The 12395-nt window shown below is 70.8% G+C and carries 11 protein-coding genes; 3 read left to right on the top strand and 8 right to left on the bottom strand.

Annotated elements, in window-relative coordinates; all coding sequences use genetic code 11:
• Positions 1-51: 51 nt before the first annotated feature.
• From OH735_RS23205 to OH735_RS23185, 5 genes are all read right to left on the bottom strand, one after another.
• Entirely contained in the window at positions 52-192 is a 141-nt protein-coding gene (locus tag OH735_RS23205; RefSeq protein ID WP_406383437.1) for a hypothetical protein, read from the bottom strand.
• Between the two features lie 151 nt (positions 193-343).
• A complete protein-coding gene (locus OH735_RS23200; protein WP_266748105.1) occupies positions 344-1399 on the bottom strand; it encodes a hypothetical protein in 1056 nt (351 codons plus the stop codon).
• Positions 1400-1410: 11 nt separating this feature from the next.
• Positions 1411-2373, bottom strand: coding sequence for an N-acetylneuraminate synthase family protein (locus tag OH735_RS23195; RefSeq protein WP_406383436.1), 963 nt, complete (start codon positions 2371-2373; stop codon positions 1411-1413).
• Positions 2374-2521: 148 nt separating this feature from the next.
• Positions 2522-3757 (bottom strand): cytidylyltransferase domain-containing protein, encoded by a 1236-nt coding sequence (locus OH735_RS23190; protein ID WP_406383434.1) that lies wholly within the window; start codon positions 3755-3757, stop codon positions 2522-2524.
• A gap of 20 nt (positions 3758-3777) precedes the next feature.
• Positions 3778-5127: a DUF6716 putative glycosyltransferase gene (locus tag OH735_RS23185; RefSeq protein ID WP_406383432.1), complete on the bottom strand. Its 1350-nt coding sequence runs from the start codon at positions 5125-5127 to the stop codon at positions 3778-3780.
• A gap of 208 nt (positions 5128-5335) precedes the next feature.
• On the opposite strand from OH735_RS23185, the gene OH735_RS23180 reads away from it, so the two are divergent.
• The 3 genes from OH735_RS23180 (at position 5336) to OH735_RS23170 (ending at position 9068) form a co-directional block, all read left to right on the top strand.
• Positions 5336-6313 carry a glycosyltransferase family 2 protein gene (locus OH735_RS23180; RefSeq protein ID WP_406383431.1) on the top strand — a complete coding sequence of 326 codons (978 nt, stop codon included), beginning with the start codon at positions 5336-5338 and terminating at the stop codon, positions 6311-6313.
• Positions 6313-7698: a polysialyltransferase family glycosyltransferase gene (locus tag OH735_RS23175; RefSeq protein WP_406383430.1), complete on the top strand. Its 1386-nt coding sequence runs from the start codon at positions 6313-6315 to the stop codon at positions 7696-7698. The genes OH735_RS23180 and OH735_RS23175 overlap by 1 nt, the downstream gene beginning before the upstream one ends.
• 206 nt (positions 7699-7904) lie before the next feature.
• Complete coding sequence (locus OH735_RS23170; protein WP_406383429.1) at positions 7905-9068, top strand: acyltransferase family protein; 1164 nt, start codon at positions 7905-7907, stop codon at positions 9066-9068.
• Between the two features lie 188 nt (positions 9069-9256).
• On the opposite strand, the gene leuE is transcribed toward OH735_RS23170, so the two are convergent.
• From leuE to OH735_RS23155, 3 genes are all read right to left on the bottom strand, one after another.
• Positions 9257-9922, bottom strand: a complete 666-nt coding sequence (gene leuE / locus OH735_RS23165; protein ID WP_406383428.1) for a leucine efflux protein LeuE — start codon at positions 9920-9922, stop codon at positions 9257-9259.
• Between the two features lie 61 nt (positions 9923-9983).
• The gene (locus tag OH735_RS23160; protein WP_406383427.1) at positions 9984-10595 is read right to left on the bottom strand and encodes a Uma2 family endonuclease; all 612 of its coding nucleotides are present in this window, start codon (positions 10593-10595) and stop codon (positions 9984-9986) included.
• Positions 10596-10687: 92 nt separating this feature from the next.
• Complete coding sequence (locus OH735_RS23155; protein WP_406383426.1) at positions 10688-12268, bottom strand: methylmalonyl-CoA mutase; 1581 nt, start codon at positions 12266-12268, stop codon at positions 10688-10690.
• Positions 12269-12395: the final 127 nt, after the last annotated feature.

Below are 12395 nucleotides of genomic sequence, written 5' to 3'. Positions count from 1 at the left end.
ATTTTGCTCATCGGCCGCCCACCACCCGCACGACGCCCCGGAGGGGCTCCGTCAGCCGGGCAGCCCCCGGCGCACCGGAACCAGCGCCGCCCCGATGCACAGGGCTCCGGCCGGCAGCAGGTCCAGGCTCATGGCCATCAGTTCGATCCCGGCCAGCACGCTCACGCTTGCGTACGGCCAGACTGTCCGCACATCACCGCGATCCGTTCGACCGGATACTGATCGCACAGGCTCAGACCGAGGGGGATGACCACCCTGACCCGCGACAAGTGGATCCCCTCCTACGACGTGCAGGTCATGCCCGTCTGACGGCTCCGCGCCACACCCGCCGGACTTTCGCCCCCTACGCCTCCGTCACCGCCGTCGCCCGCCAGGGCGCAAGCCGTTGCACGTCACGGGCCGTTTCCGTGACGCCGGCCAGGAAGCTCTGGGCACGGGGGGATGCCGTGTCGCGGAGCCATTCCGGGGCGATGTCGCAGACCGCGACCTTGACGTCCGTGCCCGCCAGGGCCAGGGGCAGGGTGTGGACGACCGTGGAGGGGAAGCTCAGGACCGTGCGGCCGATGGGGCCGCGGCGGGCGATGAGTTCCAGGGGCAGGTCGGGGCGGACGATCTCCAGGCCGGTGGCGGCTTCCAGGGCGTGGAGCTTGTCGGCGGATTCGCGGCGGTGGGCGAAGTAGCGGGTGGCGTGGTGGGTGCGCGCCAGGCCCGCGACGGCCTCCAGGTACTGGGCCGTCTCGACCACGCCCGTCTCGACGAGCGAGGTGCCGACCAGGTCCGCGCCCTTGGTCAGCAGCGGCGGGCCGAACCGGGCCCGGGTCCAGGCGAAGGTGTTGGGCGTGATGGTGACGCCGGGCGGAGCCTCGACCGGCATGGCCGTGAAGACCTCGACCGTACGGGTCGCGGACGGGGTGAAGCGGCTGCGGGCGCGGGCCGTGACCGGGGCCAGGACCAGTTCGCGCGGGCCCGAGCTGCCCTTGCGGTGCCAGCGCACCAGCCGTTCGCCGCGCGCCAGCTGGGCGACGAACTCCATGGTGGCCGTACCGTCGTCGACCACGGTGAGGCGGCGGGCGCGGACCAGGGTGAGCAGCAGTTGGACGTAGCGGGAGAACGGGTCGCCGATGACGACGCGCTCCGCCCTGCGCAGAAGTCCGGTCAGTGAGCGCAGGGTCTTCAGGGGCGCGCCCGCGCCGCCACGCGCTTCCTGCCAGCGGACGTTGACGCCCTCGTCGCGGGCCAGCTCCGCCATCCGGCGCAGCTGACCGCGCGACATCGGGTCGACCGGGGGGAGGACGACGACCGTTATGTCGGTGAAGACGTGGTCGTCGCCTCCCTCTGTGTAGGCCCACTCCAGGACGTTCAGGAGCTGGACCGGGCTCTCGACGAAGGCGAGGTTCACCGGTCGGCCCGTCAGACCGCGACCGGCTCGGCGACCGGGGCCGCCTCGGCGTTCTCGGCGTTCTCGGCGTTCTCGGCGTTCTCGGCGACGACGCCCGCGACCCGGCGGAGCTTCTTCATCGGGCCGAGCTCGGACTCGTACACCTTCTTGATGCCGTCGCCGAGCGAGGCCTCGATGGTGCGGATGTCGCGGACGAGGCGGGTGAGGCCCTGCGGCTCGACGGAGGCGGCCTGGTCGGAGCCCCACATGGCGCGGTCGAGGGTGATGTGGCGCTCGACGAACGCGGCGCCGAGGGCGACGGCGGCGAGGGTCGTCTGGAGGCCGGTCTCATGGCCGCTGTAGCCGATCGGGACGTTGGGGTACTCCTGCTGGAGGGTGTTGATGACCCGCAGGTTCAGCTCCTCGGCCTTGGCCGGGTACGTCGACGTGGCGTGGCAGAGAAGGATGTTGTCCGATCCCAGCACCTCCACCGCGTGGCGGATCTGGCGCGGGGTCGACATGCCGGTGGAGAGGATGACCGTGCGGCCGGTGGCGCGCAGGGCGCGCAGGAGTTCGTCGTCGGTGAGGGAGGCCGAGGCCACCTTGTGCGCGGGGACGTCGAACTTCTCCAGGAAGGCGACGGCCTCGGTGTCCCACGGGGACGCGAACCAGTCGATACCGCGCTCGGCGCAGTGCTCGGAGATCGCCCGGTACTCGGCCTCGCCGAACTCGACGCGGTGACGGTAGTCGATGTACGTCATCCGGCCCCAGGGGGTGTCGCGCTCGATGTCCCACTGGTCGCGCGGGGTGCAGATCTCCGGGGTGCGCTTCTGGAACTTGACGGCGTCGCAGCCGGCTTCGGCCGCCACGTCGATCAGCGCGAGGGCGTTGTCGAGGTCACCGTTGTGGTTGATGCCGATCTCGCCGGTGACGTAGACGGGGTGGCCGGGGCCGGCGGTGCGGGTGCCGAGGGTGCGCAGACGGGAGGTGCTCATGAGTCCTGTTCCTTACTCGGGGGACGTGCGTGTCTTGCGGGATGTACGGGACTTGGGGACTTGGGGGATTCGGTTGGTGCTTGGGGGACTTGAGGGTTGCTCGGGGTTTGGGGGACTTGAGGGTTGCTCGGGGCTTGGGGGCCCCGGGTCACTCGGAGGATCGGGTGGGGGTCGTGGTCGTGAGGGTGGGGCCGAGCAGCCAGGCCGCGATCTCGCGGATGGCGCCGAAGCCGCCGGGGGTCGTCGTGACGGCGCGTGCCGCGGCCCGTACCGAGTCGTGGGCGCTCGCGACCGCCACCGGCCAGCCGGCGAGTGCGAAGCAGGGCAGGTCGTTGACGTCGTTGCCCACGTAGAGGACGCGTTCGGGGGCGATGGACTGTTCGTCGCACCACTGCTTGAGCGCCAGGTCCTTGCGGTCGATGCCGTGCAGGACGGGGATGCGGAGCTTGTGGGCGCGGGCCGCGACGACCGGGTTCTGCTCGCTGGAGAGGATCAGCAGCGGCAGTCCGGCCTTGCGCAGGGCGGCGATGCCCAGGCCGTCGCCGCGGTGGACGGCGACGATCTCGCGTCCGTCGGCGTCGATGAGGACCCGGTCGTCGGTCTGCGTGCCGTCGAAGTCGAGGACGACCGCGTCGATGTCGTCGAGGGTGGGCAGCGGGGAGGGGTCCAGGAGCGGGGCGAGCGCGCGGGCGCGGGCCAGGTCGTGCGGGTCGTCGATCTCCAGGACCCGGGCGGCGTCGGTGCGCACCAGGGCGGTGTGGCCGAAGAAGCGGTGGCGGTGGGTACGGAAGCCGGCCGCGTTCATGGCGTACGCGGTACCGGTCTCCAGCAGGTCCTCGGGGCGGTCCTGGCGCATCTGCCGGACGGACTTGTCGTGGTTGACGCCGTAGTTGCCCTCCTCCAGCGCGCTGCCGTCGCGCCACAGGAAGCCGTGGAAGGGGGCGACCGTGACCGCCGTGTCGGCGCCGTCGCGGGCGACCGCCGCGGCGACGCCGTCGATGTCCTCCCGTACGACGAAGGGGCTGGTGCACTGGACGAGCAGCACCACGTCGGTTGTCCGGTCGTGCATCGCCTCGTACGCGTCCAGGGCGTGCAGCACCGCGTCCTCGCTGCTCGCCCTGTCCCCGGCGATGGCCGCGGGGCGCTGGACGATGTGCACCCGTTCCGGGGCGCCCAGCGTGTCGCCCGCGGCGCGGGCGGCGTCGGCGATGGCCGCGTCGTCGGTGGTCACGACGACGTCCGTGACCTCGCGGGAGGCCAGGCAGGCGCGTACGGCGCGGGCGACCAGCGGTACGCCGCCGACCTGGGCGATGTTCTTGGCGGGGACGCCCTTGGATCCGCCGCGGGCGGGGATCACGGCGAGCACGGTCGGGGTCGGGGTCATCTCTGCTCCTGAAGTGGTGTTCACAGCTCGCCCATCCGTCGGATCACCGGGGCGACCCGCTGGACGCCCTGCCGGTACGCGCCCCGCGCCGCCTCCCGGACCGCGTCGCGCATCGCGCCCCGCACCCCGCCGGTCTCGCGCGGCCGGTCGGCACCCGGCAGCGGGTGGCCGTCGGGCGCCAGGTGGTGGCGGGCGAGGATGCCGGGCAGGTAGCCGGGGGCGGTGGCGGGTGTGTAGTACGGGGCGAGGTCGGGCAGGCGCGCGGCGGCGAGCAGGGCGTCGACGCGGGCGCGCGCGTGGTCGTAGGCCGTGGCGTAGGTGCCGTCGGCCGCGACCCCCTGACCGGCCAGCCACGCGGGGTCGGGCTCCGGGCGGAAGCCGCCGTCCAGGCGGTCCCAGGAGGTGAGCAGGCCGGAGCCGATGAAGTGGTGGTTGCCGAGGGTCTCGCGGACGCCGAGGTCGGTGAGGATCGCGGTCGGAACGCGCCGGTGCAGGGACTCCAGCGCGGCGGTCGAGGAGACCGTGACCAGCAGGTCTGTGCGGTCCAGGACTTCGCCCATGTGCCCGTACACCAGGCGGAAGTTGGGCGGCAGCCCGCCGGGCAGCCGCTCCGCGAGGCGCTGGTACGGGAGTTCCTCGATGTGCGTGGTGTGCTCGCCGGGCTTGGAGCGCAGCTTCAGCAGCACCTCGCGGTCCGGGTGCAGCCGGGCGTGCTCGACGAGCCTGCGCAGCAGGTACGTACGGTCGGCGCGGGAGGCCGGTACGGAGGGCTGGGCGGCGAAGACGACGGTGTCGCGGCCCACCCGCGGGCGGTGCGGTTCGCCGCCGAGGAACGGCAGGGCGGCCTCCGTGACGGCCGAGGCGTCGGCGCCCACTCCCTCGTACACGGCACGGAAACGCTCCGCGTCGTGCCGGGAGTTGGCGAGGACGATGTCCGCGCCGTGCCGCAGCAGCAGCCCGTCGGCGAGCTTCTCGTAGACGACGCCGACATAGCCGGTGACGACGACGGGCCTGGCCGGCAGGCGCAGCGCGGCGAGGCCGTGCAGCATCGCCTGGACGGCTCCCCCGACGAGGGCGAGGACGACGACGTCGTACCCCTCGTCCCGCACCGTGTGCAGGAATTCGACCGCCGTCACCTCGCGCACCCGCTCGGTGTCGATACCGACGTCGCCGACCTCGGCGAGCTGGCGCGGGGTCGGGGTGGCCCGGCCGCGCAGCAGGAGTCCGGTGATCTCGACGTGCTGCGCCGACGTTCCGGACGCACCGGTGGTGAGGCGGCGCGCGGTGAGCGCGCCCCATTTCCACCGGGTGTCGGAGTCTGCGAGTACGGCCACCCGGAGGGCGGTCGTCTTATCGGTACGTGGGGGCACGTCCCAGAACTTAGGAAGCCATTTCGATGCGCGGCCCAACGTGACGGCAACAGCTGGTTAACAGCCCACCGACGATTGGCGAATCGCCTGCACAAAAGCCCCACACGGGGCAAGGGATCGACCGGTTCACCATTTCGACATTCTTCGTTCACCTGCAGTCTCTTCCGGGGCCAAGGCAAATGACGGGCCTCCGCCTAGCGTGTGACGCGTGGTTAAGCTCTCCGTCATCGTGCCGTTCTACAACGTGCAGGCATATGCCCCCGATACCTTGCGAAGTCTGCGGGCCAATGCCCGAAATGATTTCGAATTCATCTTCGTCGACGACTGTTCGACCGACGGGACTCTGGAGATCCTCCAGCGCGCCGAGCGCGAGATCCCCGGTGCCGTCCTGGTCGGACACGAGAAGAACGGGGGCCTGGCCACCGCACGCAACACGGGAATCGATGCGGCGCGCGGCGAGTACCTCACCTTTCTCGACGGCGACGACTGGGTCGTTCCCGGCCACTACGAGCGGCTGCTGGCCGCCATCACGGATCTGGGGTGCGACTTCGTCCGTACGGACCATGTGCAGTTCACGGACCGGACGCGCACCGTCCATCGGGTTCCGCACGGTCTGCGCAACACCGTCATGCGGCCGCGCGACGTAATCCTGCCGTCCGACCGGTCGACGCCCGTGGACTACGCCTACGCCTGGGCCGGTGCGTATCACCGCAGGCTCGTGGAGTCGGGGCTGCTCCGCTTCCGGGACGGGCTGCGCACGGCCGAGGACCGGCCCTGGATCTGGCGCCTGCACCGCGAGGCCGAATCGTTCGCGGTGGTCGGGCTGCCGGGGGTCTTCTACCGGCGCGGGGTGGCGTCGTCGCTCACCCAGATCGGCGACGTGCGCCAGCTCGACTTCATCCGGGCCTTCGACCAGGTCCTCGAAGAGACGGCGCGGGATCCGGAGGCGGACCGGCTGCTGCCGAAGGCGGTGCGCACCTATTGCGCGGTCATGGCGCACCACTTGGGATCCATCGAAAGGTTCGAACCAGCAGTGGCACGGAAATTGCGCTCCATGAGTGCGGCTTCTCTGCGGCGCATGCCCCAGGACATTCTCGCCGATACGCTGAATTCGCTGGGCGACCGCCGTGCGGACCAGCTGCGCCGAGTACGCCGCCGTTCCGTCTCCCGGGAGGTCGCGGCCTGATGTCCGGCATGTACACCGCGCCGGTCGGCCGGTCCACCACCCAGATCTTCTCCGCGTGCACGCAGTACGCCGCCGCCACACTCGTCGCGGCATTGCGCGCGGGCCAGTTCGGTCCGCGCTCGGAGCACCGGCGCATCCTCGTCGTTAGCGACACCTCGCCCTCTCCCGAACTGGGCACACCGCTCCATCGCAGGCCCGGATTCGAGAGACTGGAGTCCGAATTCGACATGGTGCATTCCTGGAACGACTTCATCCGGCCGTTCCACCCGGCGGGCTGGTCGCCCCGGGAACAGGACGCCTCGCTGTGGGAGCGGGCTGTACGCCGGGCATGGAACCTCGGCGACGAACCGGTCGAGATCGCCTGCGAGTCGATCCAGGCCAACCCCTCCCAGGCCCTCGCGGTGATCTTCGGCGACAGCCCGGTGCACATCTACGCCGACGGGCTGATGAGCTACGGGCCGACCCGCAGCAGGCTCGACCAGCGGGTCGGCACCCGCATCCGCCGGCTGCTCCACCTGGACCTGGTGCCGGGCCTGCGGCCGCTGCTGCTCACCGAGTTCGGCGTCGAGCCGGAGATCGTACCGACCGATGTCTTCCTGAAGGTGCTGGACGAGCTCGCCGGATCGGCGGACGTCCCCGGCCCCGACGGCGGCCCCGCCCCGGCCCTGCTGCTCGGCCAGTACCTCTCCACGCTGGGCATTCTCACGCCCCAGCAGGAGGAGGACCTGCACGCGCGGATGCTGCGCGGCGCCGTCGCTCTCGGCCACACCCGGGTCGTCTTCAAGCCGCACCCCAGCGCGCCGGCCCACTGGGCGCGGTCGCTGGAGCAGGAGGCGGAACGGCTCGGCGCGGATCTCACCGTTCTCGACAGCCCCGTCCTCGCCGAGACGCTGTTCGAAACCATGCGCCCCGCCCTGGTCGTCGGCTGCTTCTCCACCGCGCTGCTGACCGCCGCCTCGTTCTACGGGCTCCCGGTCGCCCGCGTCGGCACCGGCTCCCTTCTGGAACGGCTCGCCCCGTACCAGAACAGCAACCGCATCCCGCTGACGATCGTCGACGCACTCCTGCCCGACCTGGAAGACACGTCCGCGGTCACCGGCTGGTCGCTGCCCTCCGCCGAAGAGGTCCGGGGCGAGCCGACCGGCCTGGTGAGCGCGGTCGGCTACGCCATGCAACCGCAGATCCAGGCCGCGCTGCGCCCCGAGGCCGAGCGGTATCTCACCGGGCACCGCGACAACCTCCGGCGCTACTTCAAACGGCGTCGGCTGACCGCGCTGGGGCTGCCCGGAGCCGTACCCGCACAGCTCGCGTTCATCCCGCGCAACGCGACGGTGCGCCGGATCGCCCGCAAGGCCCGCACCCTGAAGCGGGCGGCGGCGGGCTGACCCGCCCTGCCGTCGGACGAGGTGGCCGGCGGGCCGTCCGTGCTCCACCGCCGCGATGACGGCGGATCCTCCGGCCGTCCCCGGCGCGGCAGCAGGCCCGGGCGTCCGCGCAAGCGGCAGCAGGCCCGGCCGTCCGCGCGAGCGGCCCGGGGCGGCCGGTTCCAGATTCCACACGTCCCGGTCCGTTCCGGGAGAGGAGCATCACCGTGGCCGAAGCGCCCACGACAACCCGGTCCGCTGCGGCTGCCGTGATACCCGCCCCGCGCGATCCGCGCTCCGGCGCGGGCGCGGGCCGGATGCGGGCCCTGGACGGACTGCGCATCCTGGCCGCCCTCATGGTCTGCCTGTACCACTTCGCGGGGAAGGACGGCCCGGTCGCTCAGTCCTGGGGGCAGTCGCCGGGCCAGATGTTCCCGACCCTCTCCCAGGCGGCCGTCTACGGCTGTCTCGGGGTGCAGTTCTTCTTCCTCATCAGCGGCTTCGTCATCTGCATGAGCAGCTGGGGGCGGTCGCTGGGCGACTTCTTCCGGTCCAGGGTCGCCCGCCTCTACCCGGCGTACTGGGCCGCGATCATCCTCGTGACGGCGGCCGCGATCGTCCTGCCGGTCGTCGTGAAGCCGCTGCGCTCGGACGAACTGCTGCTCAACCTGACGATGCTGCAGCAGCCCATGGGCGCGGACCGGGTGCTGGGCGTGTGCTGGACACTCTGGGTCGAGCTGCGCTTCTACGTTCTGTTCGCGCTCTTCGTCGTCTGGCGCGGCGTCACCTACCGCAGGGTGGTGGCCTTCTGCTGCCTGTGGACGTTCGCGGGGGTGCTCGCCCGAGTCGCCCAGACCCCGCTGACGGACGAACTGGTCATGCGCGACCACGCGCCGTTCTTCATCGGCGGCCTGGCCCTGTACCTGATCCACCGGTACGGCAGCGACCTGCTGCTGTGGGGAATCGTCGCGATGAGCTTTCTCCTCGGCCAGCGCTACTCCGTCACCGCGCTCTGGCACCCGGGCATGGACGGCGACTTCCATCGCTCCCCGTACGTGATCCAGCTGATCGTCGCCGCCGCCTTCCTCTCGGTCGCCGCGGTGGCGCTGGGGTGGCTGCGCTGGGCGAACTGGCGCTGGCTGACGGTCGCCGGCGCCCTGACCTACCCGTTCTACCTGGTGCACGAACATCTCGGCTGGTTCGCCATCCGGATCCTGCACCGCGGCTGGGGCCTGCCCCCGGTGCCGACACTGCTCGGCGCGATCGGCTCGCTGCTGATCCTCGCCTGGCTGATCCACCGGTACGTGGAGAAGCCGGTCGGCCCTCGCCTGAAACGAGCCATGACCGCCCAGAGCGCCCGGCTGCGCGCGGCATTGCGCATGGGGGCGTGAGCGGAGGCGCGACGGGGTGGCCGTGCCGGCGGGGCGCCGCGCAGGACGCACCCCGGTTCCAGGCCCGGGCCCTGCCCAAGCCGTCCGACGACTGACCCACGGCGTCGGTACGGGCTACGAGAGGCCTCAGCGCACCCCGTACCGTGCCTCGCGGTGCCCTGCCTCCGGCCCCGGTCGGCGCACCGCGCTCACACGCTGCTGAGCGAGAGCTTCGCCGCGAACCCCAGGAACAGCAGACCGGCCGCCGAGGTGGCCCCGGCCGACAGCCGCCTGCGGCGGCGGAACACGGCGGACAGCCGGGTGCCGCCGAATATCAGCATCGACAGATAGAAGAAGCTGGCGATCTGCAGCAGGGTGCCCAGCACCAGGAACGAGAGCGCCGGGTAGGCGTAGCCGGGATCGACGAACTGCACGAAGAACGAGATCAGGAACAGGATCGCCTTCGGGTTGAAGAGGCTGACCACCAGCGCCCGCCGGTACGGCCGCTCCATCGCGGCGGCGGCCTCGGGTCCGGTGCTCTCCTCGGTCAGCTCGGCCACCCGCCGGTGCCGCTCGCGCCACATGGCCACCGCGGCCCGCAGCATGCCGATCGCCAGCCAGGTCAGATAGCCCGCACCCGCGAACTTGACGACGGCGAAGAGCACCGGAGTCGTCCGCAGCAGGGACGAGGCCCCCAGCGCGGACAACGTCATCAGCACGGTGTCCCCGGTCCACACCCCGGCCGCGGCCACATAGCCGGTCCGCACACCGCGCCGGGCGGCGACGGACAGCACGTACAGCGAATTCGGCCCCGGCAGCAGAACGATCAGCACCAGGCCGGCGAGATAGGTCGGAAGGTCCGTGACACCCAGCATGAAACGGAGTGTCGCACGCGGGTACGACACTCCGTCAGGGGGGTGCGGTGAGGACCCTGGGTCAGTCCTCGTCGCCGTCGAGGAGGCGGTCCACGGAGAGCTTCATCTCGACACCGACCACGTCCGGCACGGTGAACGAGGTCCCACGCTTGTGGGGCTCCTTGTTCTTGTACTCACCGCTCCGCGGATCGCTGAACAGCAGCACCTGGTCGTGCTTGCGATCGGCCACGACGTAGACCGGAATGCCCGCCTGGGCGTAGTCCTCGACCTTGGGACCGAGGCCGTCCGACCAATTGGTGGACGTCACCTCCACCACCATGCGGAAGACGTGCGCGGCGTAGCAGTTCTTCATGGCGTGAGCGTCCCGGAAGTCCGCCTCGACAACCGACAGATCAGGAATCGCGTAGTCGTCAGGGCCGGTGGGCAGCCATAGCCCAACGCCCTGGACGAGCCTGAGTCCTACCTTGCGCGCCCGGGCGCCGAACTCCTCGCTGAGCCAGGACAGCGCCAGAGCGTGCGTTCCGTCCGCCGGTGGTGTCACAGTGAGCCTCCCCTGGAGAATCTCCACGCGATGCCCAGGCAGCGAGCGTGCGAGCTGGTCGGCTGCCTCGCCGAGCGTCAGCTCCGGCTGTTCCTGCACGTGCACCTGCTCCTCGTGCTGTATTACGGCCACGGCATCCTCCTTTCGGGGACCACTGTTCATGAGCTTAACCGTGGCCGTGGAGATTCAGCGAGAGATCACCCCCGCGGGTGGACACCACCCGATCAGAACACGTCCGACGGCTCATACGCCCCCCACACCCCCCGCAGCGCGTTGCACACCTCGCCCACCGTCGCCCGCGCCCTGAGGGCCTCCTTCATCGGGTACAGGACGTTGTCCGTGCCCTCGGCGGCCTTCCGCAGCTGTGCCAGCGCCGTGTCCACCGCGCCCTGGTCGCGTTCGGCGCGGAGCTTCGCCAGGCGGGCCGACTGCTGGGCCTCGATCGCGGGGTCGACGCGCAGGGGCTCGTACGGCTCCTCCTCGTCGAGCTGGAAGCGGTTGACGCCGACCACGACACGCTCGGCGCTGTCGGTCTCCAGGGCGATGCGGTACGCGCTGCGCTCGATCTCGTTCTTCTGGAAGCCGCGCTCGATCGCGTTGACCGCGCCGCCCATGTCCTCGACCTTGAGCATCAGCTCCAGGGCGGCGGCCTCGACCTCGTCGGTCATCTTCTCGACGACGTACGAACCCGCGAACGGGTCGACCGTCGCGGTGACGTCCGTCTCGTACGCCAGGACCTGCTGGGTACGGAGCGCGAGGCGGGCGGACTTGTCGGTCGGGAGGGCGATCGCCTCGTCGAAGGAGTTGGTGTGCAGCGACTGCGTACCGCCGAGGACCGCGGCCAGGCCCTGGACGGCGACGCGCACCAGGTTGACCTCGGGCTGCTGGGCGGTGAGCTGGACGCCCGCGGTCTGGGTGTGGAAGCGCAGCATCATCGACTTGGGGTTCTCCGCGCCGAACTCCTCCTTCATCACCCGCGCCCAGATCCGGCGCGCGGCACGGAACTTGGCGACCTCTTCGAGGATCGTCGTGCGGGCGACGAAGAAGAAGGAGAGGCGGGGGGCGAAGTCGTCGACGTCCATGCCCGCGGCGACGGCGGTACGGACGTACTCGATGCCGTCGGCGAGGGTGAACGCGATCTCCTGCGCGGGCGAGGCACCGGCCTCCGCCATGTGGTACCCGGAGATCGAGATGGTGTTCCACTTCGGGATCTCTGCCCGGCAGTACTTGAAGATGTCGGCGATCAGCCGGAGCGAGGGCCCCGGCGGAAAGATGTACGTGCCGCGCGCGATGTACTCCTTGAGCACATCGTTCTGGATGGTGCCGGTGAGCTTCTGGGCCGGGACGCCCTGCTCCTCGCCGACCAGCTGGTAGAGGAGGAGGAGAAGGGCGGCGGGCGCGTTGATCGTCATGGACGTGGAGACCTTGTCCAGCGGAATCCCGTCGAACAGGACCCGCATGTCGTCGATCGAGTCGATCGCGACCCCGACCTTGCCGACCTCCCCGGACGCGATCGCCGCGTCGGAGTCGTGGCCCATCTGGGTGGGCAGGTCGAAGGCGACGGAGAGGCCCATGGTGCCGTTGGCGATGAGCTGCTTGTAGCGGGCGTTGGACTCCGTGGCCGTACCGAACCCCGCGTACTGGCGCATCGTCCACGGCCGGCCGGTGTACATCGTCGGGTAGACACCGCGCGTGAAGGGGTAGGCCCCCGGCTCTCCCAGCTTGTCGTCGGGGTACCACCCGTCAAGTGCGTCCGGCCCGTACACCGGCTCGATGGGCAGTCCCGACTCCGACTCGCGCGTCATCTGCTGTGCCTCCCGCTGAAGCTGCTCGTAAAGCTACTTACTGGTAACCGAGGATTCCCGCGACGGACTGTAGCGGCGGGGCCGAGACCGGTGGAGAGTCACCGGCTGGGACCTTGCTCACAGCCCT

The sequence above is a fragment of the Streptomyces sp. NBC_01618 genome (assembly GCF_045209435.1).
GTDB lineage: Bacteria > Actinomycetota > Actinomycetes > Streptomycetales > Streptomycetaceae > Streptomyces.
Note: the sequence above shows the minus strand (reverse complement) of the source record. Positions and strands in the feature narration are given on the sequence as shown.

What these genes read in the sequence shown, in the direction of transcription:
- OH735_RS23195 (WP_406383436.1), bottom strand. Translation starts at nt 2,373, where the DNA reads ATGAGCACCTCCCGTCTGCGCACCCTCGGCACCCGCACCGCCGGCCCC.
- OH735_RS23190 (WP_406383434.1), bottom strand. Translation starts at nt 3,757, where the DNA reads ATGACCCCGACCCCGACCGTGCTCGCCGTGATCCCCGCCCGCGGCGGA.
- OH735_RS23175 (WP_406383430.1), top strand. Translation starts at nt 6,313, where the DNA reads ATGTCCGGCATGTACACCGCGCCGGTCGGCCGGTCCACCACCCAGATC.
- leuE (WP_406383428.1), bottom strand. Translation starts at nt 9,922, where the DNA reads ATGCTGGGTGTCACGGACCTTCCGACCTATCTCGCCGGCCTGGTGCTG.
- OH735_RS23155 (WP_406383426.1), bottom strand. Translation starts at nt 12,268, where the DNA reads ATGACGCGCGAGTCGGAGTCGGGACTGCCCATCGAGCCGGTGTACGGG.